Below are 25805 nucleotides of genomic sequence, written 5' to 3'. Positions count from 1 at the left end.
ATATCTTGTTCATTTTTCTAGTACCCTTTTTATTCGTACCCTTTCATTGAAGAGGCTATACGGATGTTTGGAATAAGGAATACTGTAAAGCCAATACAAAAGGACAAATTCGAATTAACGAATTTGCCCTTTTGTATTTTTTTCCACTTCAGATATTATGATCAACAAATAAAGTGATTTTTATTGAAAATTATACTGCTGAAAAAAGATGGTTATTGAATTGTATTTTTCAACATATTGTACATATTTGTAACATGTTCATCGACTTGATCTCGTGACATACGAAGTCGTTCAACTGATGTTCCATATCCAATTTCTTGTTTCCCTTCTTTTAATCCCTTGAAAATACCATCTGCGAATTCATCTAAAGGTTCGCCGTGAGTATGCAATCCTGTTCCTCCTAAATCAGTATTAACTGCCGGAGGAGCAACTTCAATTACTTCTACAGATGTTTCGGAAAGTTGATGACGTAAACTCATTGTAAAGGAATGAATTGCTGCTTTTGTAGCTGAATAGATTGGAGCAATGACCAAAGGAGTAAAAGCTAATCCCGATGAAACATTCATAATCGTTGCCGCTTCTTTTGTAGCAAAATATGGAGCAAACATCATAGATAGATGGAATGGTGCTTCAATGTTTGTTGTGATTTCTTTATTGAAATAATGCCAATCGTTCTGAGCATCTGCTTTTAAAACATTAAAACGTTGTTGAATCCCTGCATTGTTCACTAGCACATTCACTTCTGGATAATTCTTTGTTACCCAATTAAACAATGATACACGTTCAGACTCAGAACTCAAATCACTAACATGTGTAATAAGATCTGGAAATTTTTCTTTCGCATTTTTAAGGACATTTTCACGTCGTCCAGTCACTATGACTTTATTTCCCGATTTAATAAACCGTTCTGCAAAAGCTAATCCGATCCCAGTACTTCCACCTGTAATAAGGATTGTATTTCCTGAAAGTTTCATTTTAATTCCTCTTTTCCATATATTTTCCACTTGATATTATACTTTTTTCAAAAATCCGATTGATTTGTATAACGATTAATTTTCAAATCAATCCCCTCTAACGATTTGGTCATTAACGAAATTTCTTCAAGAACTGCCTGCTTATGATTCCTCATCATTTCAAGTCGGAGATCAACCGTTTTATCTCCTTCTACGACCCAATCAATATATTGCTTAATACTACTAATGGACATATGCGTATTTTTTAAACAAATAACGGTTTCAAGGAGTGACATTTGATTTTCTGAAAATAGCCTTCTACCTGCTTGATCACGCTCAATCAGTGGTAATAGCCCTTTTTTTTCATAATAACGTAAGGTTGATTCAGTAATATTGAACTTTGCTGCAGCTTCACTAATTGAACAATATTTCATTGGGACCCCCAAAAATATAGCTTTCATTGTCGACAAGAATATCATAAGACTTAAACTATGGTTTAAGTCAACAAAAGAAAAAATAAGATCGACTAGTTTGTCGATCAAATTTGTTTAATATACTCATGTGTGGATGAATACGACTTTACATTTTCATCCTAAACTATTAAGCCATTCTTTATAGAATCTTTGTTGTTCATCAATGCTAACAAAAGTCAAATTAAAGTCACAATCAAATAGTTCGACTAAATCCTCTGATTTGGCTTGTTTACCGGACTGTAATTTATAAGCTAAACGTCCATTCCCCATAGATAATGACATTGGAGATGGATAAACATCTAATGCAGCTCCATTGCAATGAATTTGAATGTTCATTTCTTCTAAATCTTGTCTCAGCATTAATAATGCATCAAAAAAGTTTTCGTTAATATAACAAAAGTCTTGGCCGTTTAATCCTATTCTTAACATAACCATATCTTCATTGTTTGGTGCTTCTTCAAATATTTCTAGTATTTCCTCGGATTGCTTCTTTCCTTGTGAAACAAATTTAATTATTTTCTCCTCTTTTATCAATTAAAAACACCTCTAGTATATGGCACTAAGTTCTCCAATATTTCATTCTAAATCTCTACCAATCGCTCTTCCTGCTTGTCTACCTGAAAATAAACAACCACCTAAAAATGTTCCTTCCATCGCGCGGTAACCATGTACACCACCACCGCCAAATCCAGCAACTTCACCTGCTGCATACAATCCAGGAATTGTATCTCCTGAAGAATTTAATACATTACCATCTAAATTTGTTTGAAGCCCACCTAGTGTTTTACGACTCACAATATTTAAACGGACAGCAATTAATGGACCGTTTTTAGGGTCTAAAATTTTATGAGGAGATGCAACACGAATTAATTTATCACCAATATAATTTCGTGCTCCTCTTAAGGCAGTGATTTGTAAATCTTTCGTAAATTTATTATCCATTTCACGATCACGTGCGATTAGTTGACGTTCGATTTCATCATAGTTTAGTAAATTTTCCCCGGTTATTTTATTCATGCCTTCGACAAGCTCTTCTAATGTGTCTGCAACGACAAAGTCCTCTCCTTTTTCCATAAAAGCTTTTACAGGTGCTGGTATCCCTGAAGTTGCCCTTTTCATCACTTGTTTTATGCTCTTTCCTGTTAAATCAGGATTTTGTTCCGAACCTGAAAGTGCAAACTCTTTTTGAATGATTTTTTTCGTTAAAATAAACCAGGAGTAATCATAACCAGTTTGTTGAATAGTTTCTAATGTACCTAAAGTATCAAAACCAGGAAAATTAGGTGCAGGAAATCGTTGTCCACGTGCATCTAACCAAATTGATGATGGTCCAGGAAGAATACGGATTCCATGATTGCTCCATACTGGATTCCAGTTTTTTATGCCTTCAGTATAGTGCCACATTCGATCACGATTAACAATTCGACCACCTGCATTCTCAGTAATAGCAAGCATTCGACCATCAACATGTGCTGGTACACCAGATATCATCCTTTTCGGCGGGGTACCTAGTCGACTTGGCCAATTTTGGCGTATTAATTCAAAGTTCGCTCCAATACCGCCACTTGATACTAAAACGGCTTTTGCCCCATATTGAAAGTCACCAATTATTTCACGAGAGCTATCTTCTCCTCGCTCTGATTTACTTGGTTCTAATAAAGAACCACTTACCCCGACTACTGCTCCATCTTGTGTTAATAGTTGATCTACACGATGACGGGACCTAAATTCTACTAAACCTTTTTTCATATGCTCGCGAACTCTTCGTTCGAAAGGAGCAACAATTCCTGGCCCTGTGCCCCATACTATGTGAAATCGTGGCACGGAATTCCCATGTCCCTCTGCAAGATATCCACCACGTTCAGCCCAACCGACGATTGGAAAAAATCTCACACCCAGGTCATAGAGCCATTGCCTTTTCTCACCTGATGCAAACTCGACATATGCCTCTGCCCATTTCTTTCCCCAATAATCCTCATCATCTTCTCGATCAAATCCCGCTGTTCCAAGCCAATCCTGCCAAGCTAATTCCTTCGAATCCTTAATTCCTAATCTACGTTGTTCAGGAGAATCTACTAAAAATAACCCACCAAATGACCACCAAGCCTGACCACCTATTGATGTTTTCGGTTCCTGGTCTAATAACAATACACTTTTCCCAGCATCAGCCATCTCAGCAGTTGCAACTAAACCAGCCAATCCTGCGCCAACAACAATCACATCGAACTTCTCCATCCAACTCCCCCTCCTTTTAAGCCTTCTAATCTATAAAATGATGAATTTTTCGGTACAAAAACAGTTTTCTAAATTTTCAGTTATCATTTAAATAATACAGCAAATAGTAAGATAATAAAAGGAAAGAAGGTTCATCAATCGTGAACCTTCCTCCTTATTTCTATGCTTTTGTTGTCCATAAACCTAATGTACATTTTTCTTTTTAAATCTTCCACCACGTACTTCTGCAATATCTGAAATAGCTAAAAAGGCAGATGGGTCAATGTCATCAACAATTGTTTTTAATTCTGCTTCCTCTAATCGAGTGATAACACAATAGATAACCTTTGTAGTTTCACCTGAGTATGCTCCAGTACCATTTATATATGTAACACCACGGCCCATTCTAAAAAGAATCGCTTCTCCAATATCATCATTTTTATCACTAATGATCCATGCTGATTTTGATTGTTCCAATCCTTCAACTACGATATCAATTGTTTTAAATGCGACTAAATATGCAATAATTGAGTACATTGCGCGATCCCAAGAGAAGATAAATCCAGCAGCTCCTAAAATAAATAAGTTGAAAACCATAATGATTTCACCAACGGAAAAAGGAATCTTACTATTAATAATAATCGCTAGAATCTCAATTCCGTCCAGTGCGCCACCAAATCGTATGGCTAATCCTACTCCGACACCTACGACCATTCCTCCAAAAATTGTTGCAAGTAGAATATCTTCCGTAAAAGCAGAGATATGGTGAAATCTGCTTGTTAAATATGAAAGAACAGTGATACCAAGAATGGTGGAAATTGCAAATGTTTTCCCAATTTGCTTATAACCCAAATAAAAAAAAGGTAGGTTTAGCACAAATAGAAATACCCCAAGTGGAAGTCCTGTAAGATGGGAAAACATAATTGAAATACCTGTTATTCCACCATCAATAACATCATTTGGAACTAAAAAAATTTCAAGACCAGTTGCTACAAGTAAAGCACCTACAAGCATAGCGATTGCTCTTTGTACAATCTTCATTTTGTGAGATTTACCGTTTGTTGCATGTATTGCTCCTGCCATCTCAAATACCGTCCTAACTGTTTTGTAAAATTTTTCTACATTTAATATTTGCTCTTATGCTCAATTTATACTAAATAAGTTCATTCTCTGGACATTCACAATTTGTTCAAATATAATTAGCTAGACAACTATTTTATTTAGCTAGCTAACTAATTTTTCGAGGAGACTTTTTTATGCGCAAAAAGCAGCCTTTCTTTTTTTTATTAAATCAAACTACACGTCAGTTTTCGAAATCATTTAATGAGCATCTTGTTCCTACTGGATTGTATTTGGCACAATGGTCCGTCATTCATTATATCCATTTACATGGACCATGTACTCAGCGAACAATTTGTTCGAATTTGAATATTGAACCACCTACACTGACACGTACACTACGTAGAATGGAAATTTTAGACTTAATTGTTCGCAAAGAAGGAACGGATAAAAGAGAAAAAATGATTCATCTAACTGATAAAGCTATAAATCAATTTGATAGTTGGAAAGAACAAATCATCTCATTTGAGAATGATGTTATTAAAGATATACCCGATGAAGAGCTTGATATTGCACTTCAAGTTTTTCAAAAAATGATGAACAATATGAAAGCGTCGGAGGTTACTAAACAGGGGGAATAAGTTTGAAAAACGAGCGTTTATGGACAAAGGATTTTCTAAGTGTAAGCTTAAGTGGATTTTTTGTGTTTTTAGTATTTTATACGTTGATGGCGACATTGCCGATTTTTGTGATTGATAATTTAGGCCAAGAAGATAGTAAAGTTGGTCTTGTAGTAACATGCTTTCTTATCGCCTCAGTTGCAATTCGTCCATTTGCAGGTATCTGGCTTGATACAATTGGTCGCAGAAAAATATTAATCATTTCATTAGTTTTCTTTACATTAACAACATTTTTATATCCTTTTATAAATAATTTTGCATTATTACTATTATTGCGTTTTGCACAAGGGATTGCTTTTGGCCTAGGAACAACCGCAACGGGTACAATAGTTGCTGAAATAGTTCCTGTATCACGTAGGGGCGAAGGTATGAGTTATTATAGTTCATCCATGATCCTTGCAATGGTATTTGGTCCTTATCTTGGTATAAATTTAATGAATCATTTCACCTTCCACATTTTGTTTTTTGTTTGTGGATTCTTCGCAATTATTTCACTTATATTCGGTCTATTCATTGCGATTCCTAAACAAACATTGAAAGCAAAAACTCGAATAAAACCATCACAATTAATTGAGCATTCAGCATTACCAATCTCAATTACTTCAGCAATTATCTCTTTTGGTTACAGTGGTATCATTTCATTTATCACATTATACGCAAAGAAATTAGGTTTTGTAGATGATGCGAGTTTCTTTTTTATTGTATATGCAGTTTTCATTTTAGGTTCAAGACCTTTCACTGGTAAACTATTTGATCGTAAAGGAGCAAATATAATCGTTTACCCTGGGATCATTTTATTTACGATTGGTCTAGTTGTATTGAGTTTTTCAACAGTACAAACAATCTTTTTATTTTCCGCTGCATTAATCGGTCTAGGCTATGGTTCAATCGTACCTAGTTTCCAAACGTTAGCGATTAACACGGCTGCCCCTGCTAAAAAGGGAATGGCAACAGCGACATTTTTTATGTTTTTTGACACCGGTATGGGGATTGGCTCTTACGTTCTTGGAATTATATCTGCAAAAAGTTCCTTCCATATTATGTACGTCATAACGGCAATTGCTGTATTATCAACGACTGTCATTTACTATTTATTGCATGATCGTAAACAAAGAAAAGCTACAAATATTGACAATGCGGCAGCATAAACTTAAAACCCACCAATATTTTTGGTGGGTTTTCTATGTTTACATCGTTATTCCTTTATCTATAACAATAATTTTAACTTTTACTTTTATATTCGATTTTTGGTATGTATCGAGCCAATGATTCTCATTTTTTTCCCAATCAGAATATTGAAATGAATGAGCTAGGATGCCAAATCCGACTGGATCAACTTTATCTTTTTGAAAAGATTGAACTAGATCATTTAAATCTTTTTGTAATTTTTTTTGTATTGCATTTTTCAATTCTTTTTCTGTTGCATTTGTCAATCCTATTGGGGATTCTGTAATCATAATCGGCATTGTCAAGTTTACATTAAAGGTATAGCGACCATTTGAATATTTTTTATCGATTTTCCGCTTTACATCTTTAATATAAAAACTAGTTTCTTCTTCAGTAAAAACATCATCTTGATCTCTTTTAAATTTTTTAAGATCCAATGCAACAACTAATTGCCCCACTAAATGATCTTTTAAAATTTTTAGCATTTGTGTTTCATTCATTGATAGGGTTCGATTATACAAATTATTTTTGGTTAATATTGTCGTTCCATTGACTACTAAATGGTCACCTTGTACTGTAAGTTCAGGTGCAAAAGGTGTTATTCCCTTCTCATAATACATTTGATGAAACATTCGTAAAGACGTTCTGAAAGCAACATTTCGAAAATCAGCAGTTTGTATTAATTGAGGAATATAGATTGGCAACTCTGGTTTATCCTTTGGTTTTAAATTAAAAACATCGGAAAGTGGACCATCTACAAAAATAAGATCGGCATTTAATCGAAACTTTGGATCTCGATAAAACATATCCATTATTGAAAACCAATTTTTATGTTCAAGAACCTTTGATCCAATTAAGATTGCTTGAATTTTACCACCACCAGTAACACCATTAGCTCGGGTATCAAAATAATTTCTTGATTCTTTAATAGAAAGAGTTTGTACACTAAAATGTTCAGTTTTCTCTTTTGTTTCTTCACTAAAGACTGGGCTTGCCATATATACTTCTACTTTATTTTCATCATTTACATCGATTCCTAAAATCATCGATAATGTGACATCTTCTATATTAATTTTCCCTCTGCAACCTGAAACGCCGATTACTAAAAAAATACTAAGCAAACATACTTGAAAATATTTCAATTGATTTTCACCTTACTTAACCTATTTTTTATTAAACCGCCCACCAATAAGAGGATTGGAATACCGATTATTATGCATGTTCCAGAAACCATTATATAATGTAAATGAATAGTCGTATTTGTAAACGTCGGTACTTGAATAAACGTAAGTATGAAAATTACGATAAAAAGAAAAATAACGATAAAAGGTTTTAGTTTAAATTTAAATAACTCTGAAAACCCATTCATCCCGGCCCAAATATACGTAACCCATGTTTTCGATATAATCATTAAAAATAATGAGAATAAAATGAAATCTAATCGCTCAACATATTGGAATTCCATTATACTTAAAATATCGATTACGGGCTCAAACGTCATTTTGATTTCATAAGGACTATAAATAACAAAGCAAATAATTGTTACAAAAATATATGTAAATGTTGTTAATGCATTTCCAATAATAACACCTTTAATTGCTTTTTCTTTCGACTTTAAATAGGGATAAAAAACTAGGATTAACTCAATTCCTAGAAATGAAGTTGTCGTTAATGGAATTGTCTTAAAAATCGGCATCCAGCCATTCTTTATAATTGGTAAAATAAAATTTAGATCAGCATCTTTAAGCGTGAAAAGTAGCATGAATAAAGTAAAAAAAGCAATTGGAAAAATTGCTTCTATATATTTTCCAATTAAATGAATTCCACCTATTATCAGCTGATAAGTTGGAAAAAGAAATAACACTAATAAAATATACCCTTTTGTTTCTTGAAGAATGTAGGATTGAATATATAAGATGGCTCTACATAATACGAGATACCCAGCATAAAGGAAATAGATCGCTTGTAAAAGGACTACAATTGATCCGATTATTTTTCCTAGATAAAAAGTAAAAAAACTTACGTAATTTAAATTAGGAGCCTTCTCTCTTAATTTAACAAATAAAATGCTAATAAAAGTAGAAATGATCCCCCCAAAAAGAATTGCGATCCAACTACTTGTACCTCCTTTTAGAGCTAGTTCTCTAGGAAGTGACAACATTCCAATCCCTACTTGTATACCAAAAATCATTAAAATAAATTGAAACTGTGTAATTTTTGACTTCGTAATAACCATGAAAGAATCCCTTCTAACATTCATTCTTCATTACGTTTATTTTGTTTTTTCCAAAGATAGTTTAAAGGTACCCTTATGAATGTATCTTTAAATGCATCAAGATTGATTGGGGAAAATGGTAATGTATAAGGTTTGTTATAGCTAGATAAACTCAATCCATGGATCATGAGAACCATAGTACTTACAATCAAACCAATTAAACCAAATAATGAAGCCATAATCATAATTGGAAATCGAATGACTCGTAAACTAGATGCCATTTCATAGTTTGGAATAATGAATGATGAAATAGCAGTTAGAGCTACAACGATTACCATAATATTACTAACGATTCCTGCTTGAACAGCTGCTTGCCCGATTACAATCCCGCCTACAATGCCAACTGTTGTACTAATAGGTGCTGGTAGCCTAATAGCTGCTTCTCTTAACATTTCTAAAGTTATCTCCATAACAATGGCTTCAAATAAAGGATCAAATGGAACCTTTGCCCTAGATTCCCCGATGGATAGAAGTAATTTTAAAGGAACGATTTCATAATTGAATGAAATAATTGCAATATAGATTCCTGGCAAAAAAATTGTTAAAAAAAATGCAACTACTCTAAGTAAACGATTAAATGACGCCACCATCGCTCTTGCAGCATAATCATCAATCGTTTTAAAAAATATTGCAAAATTAATCGGTAAAATAATAACTTCAGAGGATCGGTCTACGATTAAAACTACTTTCCCCTCAAGTAATGTCGTAGCTGCAACATCGGGTCTTTCAGTCGTAAAATATTGCGGAAAAGGCGAAAATGGGTTCCTTTCCATCAATTGCCCTAAATGGTTTGCATTTAAAACAGAATCAAGTTTTATCTTTGAGATATTTTGTTCTACGCCAGATAGTAAATCTTCATCTACTAATCCATCGATATACGCAATTGATACAATACTTTTATTTTCACTTCCGATTTCAACCCGCTTAATTTGAAAATCTCTGCTTTTAATAAATCTACGAAGTAACGCAATATTTGCTTGATCAGTTTCAACAAAGGATATTTTTGAACCTCTTAAAGAATTATCAATACTTGGAGGCGTATACGCTCTTTGTGGTAATTTTTCAGTCGAATAAACAAATGCGACTGGATCACCTTCTACTAGTAAAATACTTTTACCATCCAATATTGCTGTTTCAATATCTAAGATTTGATTAGTCCGAACAGTATTATTCGTTATGAATAATTCAATTTCTTCTGTATTTGAACTTATTGTATTAATAAATTGGGATATTCTTTGTTCATTGACTATACTAGACAAATAGCAAAGCGTAGCCTGTTTATTTCGAATTATCAAGTCTTTCGTTACTAAATCAGATGTAGGAAAGATTCTTTGAATAATGTTAAGATTTTCTCTTAAATTTCCTTCAGTATGAATAACGGAAGAACGCAAATTAAATTTTCTTAAACGCTTTTTTTGTTCACTAGAATAATCCACTTAATCTTCCAGCCTTTCATAAATTTCCAACTTACTTTCAGCTAATCAGTTTTATCATAAATCACCTATTTTATACTTGAAATGCTAGTTGGGAGATAGTTGGATTTCATGGAGAACTTTCGATACAATGAACTATAAATAGATGTGATGGAGGCAAAATATGGCTATGTTAGCAAATGCAAAATTTAACGAATATAAAACGTTAATATCTTCTTTATCTCCTTCACTTGAAACTAATATATTAAAAAGTGAAAAATTTCTAGTAGATAAAGATGAAAAGAAAAATTTAGAAATTTATTACGCTCCTTTTGAGTACATTAATGAACGAGCTAAAGTCATCATAGTAGGGATTACACCCGGCTTACATCAAATGAAACAATCTTATTCTACTGTGATCAGGTTTAAGGATACGGAGATGGATGACGAAGAAATTTTACATGAAGTTAAAAAGAATTCTAGCTTTGAAGGACCGATGCGAAAAAATTTAATTGCTATGTTAGATGAATTAGAATTACATCATTATCTTGGATTAAATTCAACTAGCGAACTTTTTAGTACAGCAAGTCATTTAGTCCAAACAACATCCGTTATTAAATATCCTGTTTTTTATAAAGGAAAAAACTATAATGGTTCAACTCCGAATATTTTAAGAACCGACCTACTTAAAAAGTATATTGTTAATACGTTTGCGGAAGAAATCATAAGACTAGAACATCCTCTCATTATCCCATTAGGAGTTAATGTTTCAAAAGTTTTAACCTATCTAACAACGAATGATTATTTAAACTTGGACTCAATTTTATACGGATTCCCACATACTTCTGGTGGAAACGGGCATCGACATAAACAATTTGCGGAAAACAAAGAAGACATGAAACAAAAAATTAAAGACTATTTTGAGAAATGAATGAAGGAGAACCAAAATGATTTTACATATTATCGAAAATAAAGATTCTATGCATCGATGAAGAAAAAACAAAATCAAAAATCGTTTATGAAGATACCGAAAACTTCGGTAAACTTTTCCCTCATCTATATGGACCATTAAACTTAGATGCTGTTTTTAAAGTTGTTGAACTTTACAGTGATGAAACTGGGCAATTTATATTACCAGATGAATTAATAGAGCAAGAATAACAAAAAACTCAGTTTCACATAGGTGAACTGAGTTTTTTTAGCTTCACTCATCATCTCGTAATAAATCACTTAAAAACTTTTCCCTGTTTTGTAAGAAATATTTAGTGATTTGATAGTGATCTGTATTTTCATAATCAATTCTAGAAATTTCTCCATGATCAAAGCTTAAAATATCAGCATTTGGATAACCAAGAAGAATTGGGGAATGCGTAGCAATAATGAACTGCGAATTTTCGTTTTCTACTAAATCATGTATTATTTTTAAAAATGATAATTGCCTAGCTGGCGACAATGCTGCCTCAGGCTCATCTAACAAGTAGATTGCCGTTTCATTAAATCGATTTAAAAACAGGGTCAAAAATGATTCCCCGTGTGATTGATGATGGAGAGACTGTCCGCCATAGCTGTTATATTTTTCATTTTTTGGATCTTCTAATTCATCTAAATAAGTAGCAAAATTGTAAAATGATTCCGCTCGTAAGAAAAATCCATTCGAAATTTTCGGCAACCAAGAAAGTCTTATGTAATTTCCAAGTTGTGACTCCGATGCAAAAACTTCATAATTATTATTACGTCCTCCACCTGCTGTATTAAAATCACATTTATCAGCAATTGCCTCCAATAAAGTAGACTTTCCAGAACCATTTTCACCTACAAAAAAGGTTACATTACTTCTTAGGTCCAAATCATCAAAAGATTTAATCGAAGGAATTGAAAACGGATATTGGCTAAAGGAATTGATATCATCGCGCAAAAGTGTAATTTTTTTTAGAAACATTTTCATCACCTATGAAGATTATACAGTAATTATGATCCTGATCTAAAACTTTATTGTGAGGAAGTACGTTTATTGATGAATTCCTGTTCCTAAACAGTAGATGGGGTATCTCAGCTGCGTTTTTTTATTGTAGTTGGCATAATCGGTCCATAATCAGCGGATTTTAAGAATTTTTTATTCGATATAGTAAGAATAAGAGCATCTTTACTTTAAAAGTGACTACCTCTTCCAACTTTCAATTCATAATACCTTAACCAGTATAGGTAATTATTAAGTTTATTTGCGATTCTTTGAATTTTAATTGCTGTTTTGCTATTTTTAATTGCGATTCTCTAAATTTAATTGCTGTTTTGCTATTTTTAATTGCGATTCCCAAATTTTATTTGCAGTACACCGTTTATTTGCAGCATTTCATATTTTATTTGCACTGAGTGGCTCTTTATTTGCGGTACTCTAAGACTTATTTGCAGCTCAATCCTTTTTGCTATTAAAATAAAAAAAGAGGGTTCTCCTAAGTAGTTAGACTACTAGGATTCCCTCGTTTTTTATGAAGGTCAATGAGATTAGATCAAAATACATTACTAAGAGCATCTCTATAAATCACAATTGCTCTTACTACGTGAAAAATAGCTACTAGAATAATCGTTACTTCATAAGCAGATACATTAACTAATTCGAAATTTTTGCGGAGTACAAATTTCCGAAAAAGTGCTGGGAATCCTTCATTCAGTTTTAAACAAATAAGATAGAAAACTAGAATGACAAAGTATAGGAAGAATCCCATGTCAGCATACTTCCAGTTGACTAAATCAGCAAATAAACTACATAACCAAATTATGAATACATTAACAACACAAGCTAGAATCCAATTGGAGAAAGAGGATGTCGTATAGATCGTTTTCATCAAAATCACTTCTCCTTTAAATCATCTGTAGTCAATTTTTACGCGTCTAGTCGTTCTTTTATGCGTGTATTATAGACTTTAAATTTTGTTTTTTTATTAAGTTTTGTTAAAGATATTCCACATAATTGTTCCGACTTTTAATTCCTTTCTCATGTTAAAATGAGATTATACTTACTACATGAAAAGGGATGAACTACTATTAATCTACAAGAAAAAGTAAAAAATCTGCCGTTATCTCCTGGCGTTTATTTAATGAAGGATTCAAAAGGGCAAATCCTTTATGTCGGAAAAGCAAAAAGCTTAAAAAAACGAGTTCAATCTTATTTTCAAAATTCCAAAGGACATTCACCAAAAGTGAAAAAACTGGTAACCCATTTAAAGGATTTTGATTATTTATTGACTGATACTGAATTTGATGCTTTCATGCTTGAGTGTCATCTAATTAAAGAAATTAAACCAATGTATAATCGTATGATGAAAAGTCCGCAATCATTTATTTACTTAGTCATCAACTTAAATAAAAAAGTTTCTTCATTTGAAATTAGCAACGAGCCGATTGAAAGCGAAAACGTATTAATATTTGGTCCTTTTACAAGTAGAAGTACTGTTGAAAGAGCAGTTACTGGTATTAAGGAATGCTTTAAAATTAATTGTGGCCATCTGGCAGTCAAAAATAGCGCATGTTTAAATTATTCATTAGGGACATGTAATGGAGTTTGTTTAGGCGGATCAGCGCTTGAAGAGTACAATCTAATAATTGATAAAGTTATTCGATTTCTTAATCGTACTGATATGAGTCTTCTTGAAGAAATGGAAAAGCTTATGTTAACAGCATCTGAACAATTTGATTTTGAGGCTGCAGCAAAATACAGAGATTGGATTGAAATGGTTAAGTCTTTAACTAATAAAGAAAAACTAATCGAATTTACTGAACAAAATCATAATATTATTACACTTGAACAATTAGAAAAGAACAAATTCAAGTACTTTCTAATCCATCGGACACAGATTTTGCATTGTGAATTGGTAGATATTGAAGACGATTCATTTGATGAGCTGATTGAACAATTGTATTCAAATTCACTTGATTACTTCAAAAATAATCATGTTCTATCTTCTAAAGATGTTAGCCGCGATGAAATCGACAAAGCTCAAATTATATACAGCTATTTAAATAGCAAAAATTGTAAACATCTAATTGTTCCAAAAAGATGGCTTAATCTTACAAGTACAAAATTAAAAAAAGAACTTCAAAAATTAGTTAACTTCTATATTTAAGACTCTGTTAAAGTACAATCGTGACGCGTGGAGAACAAATGTTAGGATAGTGCGACCAAGTATATAATCTGGTGGATAGGATATTATATTATCAATAAAAAGTGCTGAAACATCCCCCTATTAAACTAGATAATTTGCGGCAAAAATGATTAATTTATAAACATCCAGCCTTCTAATTTTTCCAATTGAACAACAAATAACAAAAATGGAGTCATAATGAAAACTATTTTAAAGTACGGCATAATTAGTTTAGTTATATTACTATTACTCGCATTTACAGGATTTTATATTTGGTCTCAACAGTCGTATAAGCCTTCAAAGGAGATGTACTCATTAGTCGGTAACGTGGATACTGATCATAAACACCATTGGGATATTTTTAAACCTCAGGAAAATAAAGAAACTGGAATCATTTTATATCCTGGAGCTAAGGTTGAGCCTGATGCTTACAGTTATTTTGCAAAAGGACTAGCAAAAGATGGCTATACTGTTATTATTCCAAGTGTTAAGTTTAATTTTGCTATTTTTGATGTGAATAAAGCTGAAGAAGTAATGCAAAGTTATCCTTCTATAAAGAAATGGTATATTGGTGGACATTCCCTTGGCGGAGCCGCGGCTGCTTCTTATGCCTATAAGAATATGAACAAGATAGGAGGTATAATCTTTCTAGGGTCGTATCCAAGTAATTCTAATGACTTTTCAAACTTTAATGTACCAATGTTATCGTTATACGCAGAACGTGATGGATTATCTACATTGTCAAAAATTAATGAAACGAAACATTTATTATCAAAAGACGCAACCATGTATGAGGTGCTAGGTGGCAACCATGCACAATTTGGGATGTATGGAAAGCAAAAAGGAGATAAAAACGCTACAATAACAGCGAAGCAACAACAAGATAAAATGATTGAAGTCACAACCATGTGGCTGGATGAGCAAGGAAAATAAAATGACTTTATCGTCATGATCATGCTAGAGAGTAAGTTAAAGAATCTTCAATATAAGAAGGTTCTTTTTTCTTTACTTGAAAAGTTAATACCTTTTTGGTGGTCGTTTCTAAAATCAATAGTTAAAATTGACAGGCCATTAATAAAAATAGGCCCAAGGATATTTTCCTCGGGCCGTGTTTTTTATCCTTTTACCTTCTCAAACTGATTCCAGTTAATCGATTTCTCTAATAAAATTGAAAGAATTACACCCATAATTAGTCCATTTGTTAAAAATGGTTGAACAATCGTTGGAAGATTTCCAAATGTTCCAGGGGCAATATTCATTAAGCTTACCCCTACTAAAACTGGGGCTGCCAGTCTAAAAATTGTATCTGATGTAAATACTTTTCCATTCGTACTACTAAATGCTGTTCCAAACAATTGAAGATATGCGACAAATAATACCGCATTTCCAACTGTGACAGGCATAGTTGCTAAAAATGAAATTAATGGTGGAAGTACGCCAATTATTGCTAGCAGTGCTCCCCCGTATATAAATGGCTTTCTTTCATATATTTGTGTACTTTGCAAAAATCCAAGTGATGATGTAAATGGAGTGTATGGAACAATTCCAAATAATGCAGCAATAATTGTAAAGCCGCCAGTGAATAATAGTGAGAAACGATATTGTTTTGTACTCGCTTCTTCTTTTAGCAAATCAGATGCAGCTTTAATTGATGCAAATGTATTACTTAAATTCATAATTCCTGCAAAAAATGAGATCGCAATAATGCCTATTTCTAAATTTGGTGCTCCTAATGGGAATAAAGAAAAGTGAGCACTTGCCGCCCCTACTTCTTTTGCATCTGATCCAAATAAAATCGAGTAGAATAACCACCCTACGATAATGCCAATTAATATTGAAAAATTGCTAATTATACGAGAACCTTTTAATTTTAAAATACTAACAAATAATACGATGCATAAAGAAAGTATACTGATTGATATACTGATTTGACCTTTACTCGTAATTCCAAGCATTCCTTTAAAGAATACAAATATAAGTTGAAATGAAAGTAAAAATAAATAAACTGTCATAACCATTGGAGTAAATATTTTTTGAAGAAATGAAATCAAATTAAATGCAGATAAAAGTAATGTAACAATACCTGCTGCAATAAATCCAGTTGCCATTCCCCCTCCAATTTCTGTATAACTTAACCCAAAAGAAGAGGCTGATAATCCTAGATTTAGCATAACTCCCCACAATAAACCAGAATGCCCCTCCATGACTGGATATTTATGGCCAATCCATCCTTGTAAAACGGATGCAATACCAGTGAAGATCAGTGAACTTCTGATCGTACTTTCAATAACATCTGAAGGCAAATGAAATGCAGCTCCTATTGATATAGGGACTACAATCGTATTCGCAAAAATAAAAAATAGCCATTGAACCGATGAAAAAAGAGTAGTAGAAACCCTCGCGTTTTTCATAGTTTCCTCCTCCTCTTGCTTAAAAATTCTTTGTGTCTTTTATATAGACTGTGTCTTTAATCACCTTTCTCCATTTTAATGAAGTTGAAAGAAAAACACCAATAATAATGAATGCTCCACCTAAAAGTTGTGATACAGTAATATGATTTTTTAAGACAATCAATCCAACTAGCATCGCCACAAAAGGTTCTAAGTTTAGAAACATAGCCGCTTTTGATGCTCCGACTATTTGAATTTGATGATTCCAAATTAAAGTACAAATTCCATGCATAACAATAGCTGTTACAATTAATAGGATCCAAGGCATCGCTTCCCTACTCAAAGCCCCTGAAGTATCTGATAAAAGTGCAATCGGTAGTAAACCTCCAAAACCAATAAAATTGGAGTAAAGTGTGATTGTGGCGGATTCATAGTTAGCTGTTAGCTTTTTTATCATAATAATTGAGATTGAAAAAGTGAGCATAGTTAGAAAAATCCAAATCAAGCCAATTGTAATTTGAAGCTTTTGTCCGTTTGTAATCACAAAAAAAACACCTATAAAAGCTATAATTGAACCTAATACAAAACCTTTTGTTAGTCTTTCCTTTAAAAATATTGAAGCTAAAAAAGATGTAGTAAGAGGAGCAAGCGCAAGTATTAATGCAGAAGTTGTAGGATGGGTTGTTTCTAAAGCGGAATAAAATGACCATTGATTAATACAAGTACCAATTAACCCTAGTAAAACAATCATAAACCAATCTTTTGTCTTAATCTTTTTCCACTTTTTCTTCATTAACGCATAGAAAGCCATAAATAGTAATATAAAGCACAATCTTAACGCTGACAATAATACTGGTGGAAATTCTTTTACTAATATTGAACCAAAAACAAAATTACTTCCCCAACAGATTACACAAAAAAGTAATAATAGGTAAGAACGAACCATTTTACAGCCTGCTTTCTCGAATTATTTTAAAGTAAACCCGTCGATTGACGAGCCTTCAGGAGAAGACAGAGGCGTAGTTGCACTTATACTTAATTCCTGACCTTAATTCCTGAAATTGACTACGACGTCGAATAATCTTCCTAGTTCCCGATTTATCATTTCTTAATGTGAAAAAATGAAAAAGGAAATCTAGAAAATTCTAGAGATCCTTTTTCTTCTAATATTTAGGCTTTTTTCTAAGCTTTGTTACTATTTTTTCGGACAGGTTAAGTAGTTTATAGTCTATTGTTTGGATGTTTATTTTCCTTGGGGAGGCTTTTTGGCATCCTTTTTTAACATAAGCTAAATGGGATTAGCAAAAAGCCCACTTAGCTTTTCCCTATCCTATACTTCTAATTGTTCTATTTATTTACGAATCAATCTTTCTTCACTTAATGAACCACTAACGATTTTCCCATTATATATAACTGCTTTACGATTTGCGCGTCTTGCAACAGCCTCTGCTGAACAGCTTGCATCAACTAATACTAGATTTGCTGAATCTCCTATTTTTGGCCACACTTGGTTTCCATCAATATCTAGTGGAGTTTTTCCACCTGTAATATATTTTAATGTTTGTGCTAAAGATACTTCATCAATCCATCTAAAGCGTTCAGCTAGTCTTCCCGCTCTTTCAAGAATATCGCCATTTCCTAGTGGAGACCAAACATCAAAAATATTGTCATTACCTACTGCTACTTCGACACCTCGCTCATTTAGTAAATCCACTGGAGGCATTTGTCTATTAATTGGAACACTTGTAACGATCGAAATTCCAGCGTCTCTAAAACTATTTGCCAGTTCGTACGCTTCTTCCCTTGGGATATCACCGATTCCAAATGCATGACTGATGGCTACTCTTCCTTCCCAGCCTGCTTGTTTAGTAAATTCTACTATACGCTTCATCGTAAATGAGCCTAGATGACCTGGATCGTGTAAATGTATATCAATATCTGCATCAGCTTCAACTGCTAAATTATAAAGTTGGTATAATGACTCCTCAATATTTTGGTCTACAATAGCAGGATCAACTGAGCCAACAATTCCTGCGCCATTTCTTAAGGCTTCTCTGACATAATTGAAAGCATTCGACCTTAATAATCCATGTTGAGCAAATGCTACAACTTCGGAGCTAAGTCGGTTCGAATAATTAGCTAATGCTTGTTCGACTTGCTCTAAATTTCTTATTCCAACCTCTGGGTAAATATCAACATGCGTTCTCACATGTGTAGAGCCTGAAGCTAAAAGGATTTCAAGTAAAGCTTCTGCACGCTCCTTCGTACTTGAAGCAATTGTTGGTAAAACCATTTTTTCATATTCAAAACGTTCTATAACACTTGAAGTTGGAGTGCAAGCTCTCCATACATCTCCCATTAACGTTTTATCTAGATGTACATGTTTTTCAATAAAAGAAGGTAAAACTAGTAATCCTTCTGCATCTTGAACTGTAAATTCACTTGTAATAGCCGTTTCGTCTTTTGTTATTCGCGTGATTTTTCCATTTTCTATAAATAGATGGAATAATTCAGTTGCAGTACCAATCACTTTTCCGTCTTCTTTTTCAAAACCAATTTCTAATCGAGCATTTTTTAACCAATAGCTAGATTTCATGAATTTCACCCCTTCTTGTAATTAATTGTTCCTTTACTTCAAAGCTGCTTCGTAATTCAGTCCACCATAAACAATATTTCCTTTAGCCATAACAGCAGCACGTTTTGCGCGTCTTGCAACGGCCTCTGCAGAACATGATGCATCTACTAAAACCATACTTGCTTCATCTCCAACCTTTGGCCATAACTGGGTACCCTTTTCATCAAGAGTCCTTATACCACCAGTAATAAATTGCAATGTTTGAGATAGCCCGTATTCATTATTCCAATTGTATCTCTCAGCTAATCTTCCAGCTTTTTCTAACATGTCTCCAGTTCCATGTGGAGACCAAGAATCATAGAAACCATCACAACCTAAAGCAACTTGTACACCTTTTGAATGTAATAAATCAACAGGAGGCATTATTCTGTTGATTGGAACAGTCGACATAATCGATACGCCTAAGTTTGCTAGTTTGCTAGCCATTTCAACGGATTCATTTTTCGGTACGTCACCTAACGCAAATGCATGACTTACTGCTACGCGATTATACCAACCAGCTTGTTCTATAAATGAAACTAGTTTTTGTATTGTATAAAAACCAAGATGGCCTGGGTCATGAATATGAATATCTATATCAGCATCAAACTGTACTGCTAGATCAACCATTTCAAATAATGAAAGTTCAATATTTTGATCAATACCACCAGGATCTAATCCTCCGACAATCGTTGCTCCCTCTCTCATCGCAGTTTTCATGAAAGATTTACTATTTGTACGAAGTAATCCGTGCTGAGGAAAGGCAACAATTTCGTGAGTCATCTTATCTTTATACGTATAAAGTGCTTTTTGAATTTCTTCTAAATTTTTCAAGCCAATAAACGGATCAATATTAACATGTGTTCGAACATGGGTCGCGCCACCTTTTAATAATAGATGAAGCATTTGTTCAGCACGATGTTGACCTGTTTCAGCTAGTTCAACAAGTTCGGCTGCTTCCAAATTTAATCTCTCTACTAAATTTGCTGCAGGAATACAAGCCTTCCATGGAAGTCCAAGATAAGTCTTATCTAAATGATTATGCATTTCTTTAAAAGCAGGTAAAGCTAGTAAATTTTTTGCGTCCTGGACTGGTAGATCTGTTTGTAATGGTAAATTAGCCAATTGTAATTGTTCAATTTTCCCATCATTAATTAGTAAATTGTATAGAGTAGTCTCAGTACGATCAATTTTTCCATTTTCAAATACAAATCCGCTATCAAGTTTTACATTCTTAAGCCAATATGATTGATTCATCTCATCACTCTCTTTAATAAAACTTAAACTGTTGTTGATTCAAGATTTGAAATTGAACCACTTACAACATTACCTTTAAAAATAACTGCAGCTCGTTTTGCTCGTCTCGCAACAGCTTCAGCTGAGCAAGTAGCTTCTACAAGTACGATGTTTGCTTCATCTCCTACATTTGGCCATGCTCTTTCACCTTCATTATTTAAAGGAGTTACTCCGCCTGTAATAAATCCAAGACTATTAGCAAGTGATTTTTCTTCAATATATCTAAATCTTTCAGCAAGTCTTCCAACTTTTTCAAGATTATCTCCAATTCCAAATGGAGTCCAATGATCTGTAATGCTGTCATTCCCTAATTCGACTTTTACGCCTTTTTCACTTAGTAAAGGAATTGGAATTGTTCTAAAAATTGGAACTGTAGAAGTAATCGAAATTCCTAAATCAGCAAATCTCTCAGCAATCGCAGTAGCATCTGGAACAGAAAGATCAGCTAAACCACTTGCATGACTTACTGTAACTCTTCCTTGCCATCCAGCTTTTTCAGTTAATGCTGCTAATCTTTGCATTGTAAATAAACCAAGATGATCTGGGTCATGTAAATGAACATCGATATCAGAATTTGATTCAACTGCTATCTCCATAATCGTCTCAAGAGAACGTTCGATGTTTTCATCGATTGAAGCTGGGTCAACTCCACCTACTAGATTTGCTCCATATTTCATCGCTTCTCTTACTAGTTCGACAGAGTGACTTCTTAAAAGTCCGTGTTGTGGAAATGCAACAATTTCATGTGTTAATTTATCTTTATATCCTTCTAAAGCTTGCAGTGTTGCTTCTAAGTTTTTTAATCCGATAACTGGATCAATATTACAGTGTGTACGAATGTGAGTCGTACCGTAACTTAATAATAGATCTAGCATTTTTTCTGCTCTTTCTTTAGCAGTTGGTAATAATTTTGGTAATAAAATTTGCTCTTCTTCAATACGTGTTTTCACACCATTTGTTGCTGGCATACACGCTTTCCATGGTCCACCATAATAAGTTTTATCAATATGAATATGCATTTCTTTAAATGAAGGAACCATTAGAAGGCCTTGCACATCATATTGTGGCAATTGATCAGCAATTAAATCACTAACTAATTGAATAGAAGCAATTTTTCCATTTTCAATTTTAACGTTGTACTTTCCAGTTGCAGTTCCGTTGATTACTTCATTGTCATTATAAGTAAAACCATTTTCCAGATTTACATTTGTTAACCAATACGATTTTGACAATATACTCACCCTTCCATCCCACATTAAATTTTGATTCTATTTTAATTATAAGTCTGTTTGAAATATTTTGATTTTAGTATATTTACATATTTTTAAGTTATTTTTACTAATTGCTATTTCATCATTAGTTTTGTTGTTAATTAATTGTTCGTTGGTTGATTTCCACTACAGGATGCTCGCTTTCCATGGGGTGAGACCTGACACTCCTCGGCGCACCTGTGGGGTCTTTGGCTTCCCGCATCTCCCATAAGAGTCGAGCAAGATTCGTTCCAATCAACTTATTCATCACGTAAAAGTTTATCTTTAAGGCTCTGTTTTTCTTCCCCATGAAACCTCTATGAGGAAGTTATTTTCTTTTTTTGCTGTTTTACTTACTCATGAACCCTCTATGAGGAAGTTATTTTCTTCCTTTTGCTGTTTTACTTACTCATGAACCCTCTATGAGTAAGCTATTTTCATTTTTTTGCAGTTTTACTTCCTCATGAACCCTCTATGAGGAAGTTATTTTCTTTTTTTTGCTGTTTTACTTACTCATGAACCCTCTATGAGTAAGCTATTCTCTTCCTTTTACTGTTTTACTTACTAATGAACCCGTTACTCAAATACCTGTCTGAGTAAGATATAGTTTTACTTCTACACGCAAGAAAGTTCACCCTAAATCAGGATGAACCTTCACTTGCAGAAAAATCAGATTATTTAATTGTTACGTCATTAATCTCTAAATAGCCTGAAGGGCTGATTGAGAAGCCTTTTACATTTTTCGAGATGGCTGCGACATTTTCAATTACTCTTACAGGAATATAAGGTGAATCTGCCATTTCAATTTCTTGTGCTTGAGCGTAAATTTCTTTACGTTTTGCTTCGTCTTTTTCTTTTCTTCCAGCATTTATTAAGTCATCTACTTTTGGATTGCTATAGAAGAATGTGTTTCCAGCAGCGCCACGTGAGTCTGAGTGGAATAGATTGTACTGGTTGTAATCAGCATCTCCTGTTGCGTTTCTCCAGCTAATAATAAACATTTCTGATTGACCTTTATTAACTTTCTCAACGAACGAGCCGTATTCCATCACTTGTACTTTTAAATTAATGCCAATTCCTTTTAATTGTGATTGAAGAACTTCTGCTAAATTTACTCTTTCTTTACTATCCATCGTTAGGATCGTTGCATCAAATCCATCAGGATAACCAGCTTCTGTTAATAGTTTCTTCGCTTCTTTTAAATTGTAATTGTATGCTTTTAATTGTTCATCGTATCCAAATACTTTTGAGCCCATTGCTGAATTTGCTTTTTTACCGACATTGTTAAATACACCTTTAATAATCGAATCCATTTCAACTGCATGAGCGATCGCTTTACGGACACGTACGTCATTAAACGGTTTTTTCGTTACATTGAATCCGATATACTCTGTTCCGTATCCTTCACTTCGGTACACTTCCATAGCCGAGGATGATTCAACTTGATTCATAACTGCTATTGGGAGTGGTTCTGCGATTTGAGCTTCTCCTGTTTCTATCATTGAAATTCTTGTTGAGTCTTCTGGAACAACCTTGAAGTCAACCTTGTCAATCTTTGGTTTTTTCCCCCAGTAATCTTCATTTTTAACTAGTATAATATCCTGACCTGGAGACCATGATTTAAATTTAAATGGACCTGTTCCGTTTGGTTCTTGAATAATGTTCTTACCATATTTATCAATTGTTTTAGGACTTATAATTCCACCTTCATGATTTGCTAAAATTGATAGAAGTGGTGAGAATGGCTCGCTTAAAATAAATTGAACAGTATATTCATCGACTACTTTAACTTCTTTTACCATTTTGAAGACTACAGCTCTTGGTGAAGCAACTTTAGGATCTAATAAACGATCAAATGTTTTCTTTACAGCCTCTGCATTAAATGGTGTACCATCGTGAAACTTCACATCATGTCGTAGTTTAAATTCCCAAGTTTTATCATTGATTTGATTCCATGACTCTGCTAGCATCGGTTGAATTTCATTATTTTCATCTCGTTGGACTAGACCTTCATAAATTTTATGATGGGTAACACTCGCAGCATTTATTGTAGACATAAATTGCTGATCTAAATTTTCGGCATCTGATAACCGAGCGATTACTAGCGTGCTTCCTCCTTTGGAATCATTTGCTTGTCCATTTGCTTTCGTACCTACGTCTTGATTAGATGAACATCCTGTAATTGTGATAGCAGAAAATAATACTAGAAAACATTTACCTATTCCTGATTTTAGTTTCAATGGCACTGCCTCCCTGTTTAAAGTTTGTCTTACAAATATTTATCTAATTATATAAAATATTCTGATAATTATTTTTGAATATCTTTACCTGTTTTTTCAGTTTCTTTACTTCTTTTTCAATCATTTTACTTTGTTTCTAGTTCTTTAATTGATTCAAGCCTTTTAAAAGATGTTGAGAATAGCTCATTTTCAGGAAGTTGTTCGTAATCTCTTTCCATATATCCTCTTCTCATCTTATTAAAATACACTTGACCTTTTTCTTTTAATACCTCCATATCAAGATTAGGAATTACTTGATCTTGCATCACAATTCTTCCATTTATAATTGATAGTTTTACATCTCTACCTGAACCACTTACAAACATAGTACGAATTGGATCATCAATAACTCCCATATGGAATCCATTTAAATCAATCGCAATGATATCCGCCTTTGCTCCGACGGCAATGCGACCTAAATCTTCACGATTTAGAAATGCCGCTGCACCTAGAGTGATAGAATTGAAGAAATCAGCGTATGTAGATCCTTCAACTTCTTTTTCTACAAGTCTTGAAAGCATACTACCAGTACGTACATTTTGAAAAATATCTGGAGGGAAAGTATCAGTACCTAATGCAATATTGATTCCTTCTTTTCTATATTTTGCATATGATTCAAGCCCTTCTCCATGTCTTCCTATAATAAGTGGACAATGGATAACAGTCGTATTTGTTTCTTTTAGAAGTGAAATGTCATTATCAATATTGTAATTCGCTCCACTATAGCCCGATACAAAATGAGCGTGTGGTATTCCTGTATTTGGACCTAAGAATCCAAGATTATATAAATATTTAATTGGTGTAACTCCGTGCTCTTTTAAAATTGTATTAAATTCAAAACTTCCTTGCGCTGCATGGAGCTTGATTGGAACGTTTAATTTTTCACTGTAATATTTTGTTTTTACTAAAATTTCTTCAGTCTGTGATTCTATTCTTTCTGGAGCTAACATCCCTCTGACCAATCCATCAAATGCACCATCGAAAGTTTCAACAAACTTTACTGCTCTTTCTAACCCATCCTCACCCGCTTTTTCATCCCAATGAATTTTAATATTCCCATCAGGTTCGACTACTCTAATTCCCGCTTGATAGCTTGGTCCAAGATAAATTCTCAATCCTAGTTTTCCCGCATGATTTGCTGCAGCTACTAACTCTTCAAATGTTTCAGCCCAATTTTTATAAAAAACGGATGTAATCGGCATAGCAGTAGTAATTCCATTTAAAATAAGCTGAGAATATGCATATAAAGATTTAAATGCTTCATCCTCCTCACTCATTAGCTCATGATGCCCATTCTTTACAAACTCCTCAGACCAAAGAAGATTTTTTTGTCTATTTGGTTTCGCTTCTAAATGCAAAATATCATGATCAATATCACCTAGAGCATTTAAATCAATAAAACCAGGACTAAGGATCGCGTTTCCAACGTCAATTACTTGATCTACTTCTTCTGTATAGTTTTTTCCAACAAACAAAATTGTATCTTTTTCATATACGATTTCTGCATTTTCCAATATGACATGTTCTCTTCCGTCAAATCCAATTACATATCTTCCCTTTAGCTTCGTTTTCATTTTTTCTCCCTTCGAATTTGAAAATTTTAT

Annotated in this window: 23 protein-coding genes; 6 read left to right on the top strand and 17 right to left on the bottom strand. The window is 33.5% G+C overall.

What is annotated here, in order from left to right; translation table 11 throughout:
- Nucleotides 1-212: 212 nt before the first annotated feature.
- The 5 genes from ACFWM3_RS13975 to ACFWM3_RS13955 all read right to left on the bottom strand — a co-directional run bounded on the left by ACFWM3_RS13975 (nucleotide 213) and on the right by ACFWM3_RS13955 (nucleotide 4723).
- A complete protein-coding gene (locus tag ACFWM3_RS13975) occupies nucleotides 213-974 on the bottom strand; it encodes an SDR family oxidoreductase (RefSeq protein WP_056472937.1) in 762 nt (253 codons plus the stop codon).
- A 47-nt stretch (nucleotides 975-1021) separates the two neighbouring features.
- Nucleotides 1022-1387 (bottom strand): MerR family transcriptional regulator, encoded by a 366-nt coding sequence (locus ACFWM3_RS13970; protein WP_082459519.1) that lies wholly within the window; start codon nucleotides 1385-1387, stop codon nucleotides 1022-1024.
- 153 nt (nucleotides 1388-1540) lie between these two features.
- The gene (locus ACFWM3_RS13965; RefSeq protein WP_390311707.1) at nucleotides 1541-1960 is read right to left on the bottom strand and encodes a hypothetical protein; all 420 of its coding nucleotides are present in this window, start codon (nucleotides 1958-1960) and stop codon (nucleotides 1541-1543) included.
- Between the two features lie 42 nt (nucleotides 1961-2002).
- Nucleotides 2003-3661, bottom strand: a complete 1659-nt coding sequence (locus ACFWM3_RS13960) for an FAD-binding dehydrogenase (protein ID WP_056472936.1) — start codon at nucleotides 3659-3661, stop codon at nucleotides 2003-2005.
- 183 nt (nucleotides 3662-3844) lie between these two features.
- Nucleotides 3845-4723 carry a YitT family protein gene (locus ACFWM3_RS13955; protein ID WP_056472933.1) on the bottom strand — a complete coding sequence of 293 codons (879 nt, stop codon included), beginning with the start codon at nucleotides 4721-4723 and terminating at the stop codon, nucleotides 3845-3847.
- Between the two features lie 173 nt (nucleotides 4724-4896).
- Here ACFWM3_RS13955 and ACFWM3_RS13950 point away from each other — a divergent pair, with 173 nt between their 5' ends.
- On the top strand, nucleotides 4897-5340 hold the full coding sequence (locus ACFWM3_RS13950; RefSeq protein ID WP_390311706.1) for a MarR family winged helix-turn-helix transcriptional regulator: 444 nt from the start codon (nucleotides 4897-4899) through the stop codon (nucleotides 5338-5340).
- 2 nt (nucleotides 5341-5342) lie between these two features.
- Nucleotides 5343-6527 (top strand): MFS transporter, encoded by a 1185-nt coding sequence (locus ACFWM3_RS13945; protein ID WP_390311705.1) that lies wholly within the window; start codon nucleotides 5343-5345, stop codon nucleotides 6525-6527.
- A gap of 39 nt (nucleotides 6528-6566) precedes the next feature.
- Here the strand turns inward: ACFWM3_RS13945 and ACFWM3_RS13940 are convergent, their stop codons facing one another.
- The 3 genes from ACFWM3_RS13940 to ACFWM3_RS13930 are packed head-to-tail and all read right to left on the bottom strand — an operon-like array spanning nucleotide 6567 to nucleotide 10257.
- Entirely contained in the window at nucleotides 6567-7688 is a 1122-nt protein-coding gene (locus tag ACFWM3_RS13940; protein WP_390311704.1) for a Ger(x)C family spore germination protein, read from the bottom strand.
- Complete coding sequence (locus ACFWM3_RS13935) at nucleotides 7685-8782, bottom strand: GerAB/ArcD/ProY family transporter (RefSeq protein WP_390311703.1); 1098 nt, start codon at nucleotides 8780-8782, stop codon at nucleotides 7685-7687. The genes ACFWM3_RS13940 and ACFWM3_RS13935 overlap by 4 nt, the downstream gene beginning before the upstream one ends.
- A 20-nt stretch (nucleotides 8783-8802) precedes the next feature.
- Nucleotides 8803-10257 (bottom strand): spore germination protein, encoded by a 1455-nt coding sequence (locus tag ACFWM3_RS13930; RefSeq protein WP_390311702.1) that lies wholly within the window; start codon nucleotides 10255-10257, stop codon nucleotides 8803-8805.
- A gap of 160 nt (nucleotides 10258-10417) precedes the next feature.
- Between ACFWM3_RS13930 and ACFWM3_RS13925 the strand changes: the two genes are divergently transcribed.
- Nucleotides 10418-11164: a hypothetical protein gene (locus ACFWM3_RS13925; protein ID WP_390311701.1), complete on the top strand. Its 747-nt coding sequence runs from the start codon at nucleotides 10418-10420 to the stop codon at nucleotides 11162-11164.
- Between the two features lie 26 nt (nucleotides 11165-11190).
- Complete coding sequence (locus tag ACFWM3_RS13920) at nucleotides 11191-11394, top strand: DUF952 domain-containing protein (RefSeq protein WP_390311787.1); 204 nt, start codon at nucleotides 11191-11193, stop codon at nucleotides 11392-11394.
- Between the two features lie 43 nt (nucleotides 11395-11437).
- Here ACFWM3_RS13920 and ACFWM3_RS13915 read toward each other — a convergent pair whose 3' ends face one another.
- Both ACFWM3_RS13915 and ACFWM3_RS13910 read right to left on the bottom strand, forming a co-directional pair.
- Nucleotides 11438-12172 (bottom strand): AAA family ATPase, encoded by a 735-nt coding sequence (locus ACFWM3_RS13915; RefSeq protein ID WP_390311700.1) that lies wholly within the window; start codon nucleotides 12170-12172, stop codon nucleotides 11438-11440.
- Nucleotides 12173-12740: 568 nt separating this feature from the next.
- On the bottom strand, nucleotides 12741-13079 hold the full coding sequence (locus ACFWM3_RS13910) for a hypothetical protein (protein ID WP_156339690.1): 339 nt from the start codon (nucleotides 13077-13079) through the stop codon (nucleotides 12741-12743).
- Nucleotides 13080-13274: 195 nt separating this feature from the next.
- Between ACFWM3_RS13910 and ACFWM3_RS13905 the strand changes: the two genes are divergently transcribed.
- Together ACFWM3_RS13905 and ACFWM3_RS13900 are read left to right on the top strand one after the other, a co-directional pair.
- Nucleotides 13275-14354, top strand: a complete 1080-nt coding sequence (locus ACFWM3_RS13905; protein ID WP_390311786.1) for a GIY-YIG nuclease family protein — start codon at nucleotides 13275-13277, stop codon at nucleotides 14352-14354.
- A 216-nt stretch (nucleotides 14355-14570) separates the two neighbouring features.
- Entirely contained in the window at nucleotides 14571-15305 is a 735-nt protein-coding gene (locus tag ACFWM3_RS13900; RefSeq protein ID WP_390311699.1) for an alpha/beta hydrolase, read from the top strand.
- Between the two features lie 182 nt (nucleotides 15306-15487).
- Here ACFWM3_RS13900 and ACFWM3_RS13895 read toward each other — a convergent pair whose 3' ends face one another.
- The 7 genes from ACFWM3_RS13895 to ACFWM3_RS13865 form a co-directional block, all read right to left on the bottom strand.
- The gene (locus ACFWM3_RS13895) at nucleotides 15488-16783 is read right to left on the bottom strand and encodes a uracil/xanthine transporter (RefSeq protein WP_056472900.1); all 1296 of its coding nucleotides are present in this window, start codon (nucleotides 16781-16783) and stop codon (nucleotides 15488-15490) included.
- A 19-nt stretch (nucleotides 16784-16802) separates the two neighbouring features.
- Nucleotides 16803-17708: a DMT family transporter gene (locus ACFWM3_RS13890; RefSeq protein ID WP_390311698.1), complete on the bottom strand. Its 906-nt coding sequence runs from the start codon at nucleotides 17706-17708 to the stop codon at nucleotides 16803-16805.
- A 405-nt stretch (nucleotides 17709-18113) separates the two neighbouring features.
- Nucleotides 18114-19358 carry an amidohydrolase gene (locus ACFWM3_RS13885; RefSeq protein ID WP_390311697.1) on the bottom strand — a complete coding sequence of 415 codons (1245 nt, stop codon included), beginning with the start codon at nucleotides 19356-19358 and terminating at the stop codon, nucleotides 18114-18116.
- A gap of 33 nt (nucleotides 19359-19391) precedes the next feature.
- Nucleotides 19392-20633, bottom strand: a complete 1242-nt coding sequence (locus ACFWM3_RS13880) for an amidohydrolase (RefSeq protein ID WP_390311696.1) — start codon at nucleotides 20631-20633, stop codon at nucleotides 19392-19394.
- Between the two features lie 23 nt (nucleotides 20634-20656).
- On the bottom strand, nucleotides 20657-21928 hold the full coding sequence (locus ACFWM3_RS13875) for an amidohydrolase family protein (RefSeq protein ID WP_390311695.1): 1272 nt from the start codon (nucleotides 21926-21928) through the stop codon (nucleotides 20657-20659).
- Nucleotides 21929-22596: 668 nt separating this feature from the next.
- Nucleotides 22597-24162 (bottom strand): glutathione ABC transporter substrate-binding protein, encoded by a 1566-nt coding sequence (locus ACFWM3_RS13870; RefSeq protein ID WP_390311694.1) that lies wholly within the window; start codon nucleotides 24160-24162, stop codon nucleotides 22597-22599.
- A 125-nt stretch (nucleotides 24163-24287) separates the two neighbouring features.
- The gene (locus ACFWM3_RS13865; protein ID WP_056473121.1) at nucleotides 24288-25775 is read right to left on the bottom strand and encodes an amidohydrolase family protein; all 1488 of its coding nucleotides are present in this window, start codon (nucleotides 25773-25775) and stop codon (nucleotides 24288-24290) included.
- Nucleotides 25776-25805 lie beyond the last annotated feature (30 nt).

This window comes from Gottfriedia sp. NPDC058432, from assembly GCF_042721555.1.
Taxonomy (GTDB): domain Bacteria; phylum Bacillota; class Bacilli; order Bacillales; family Bacillaceae_G; genus Gottfriedia.
The sequence above is the reverse complement of the archived record's forward strand: the minus strand, read 5'-3'. Positions and strand labels throughout refer to the sequence as shown.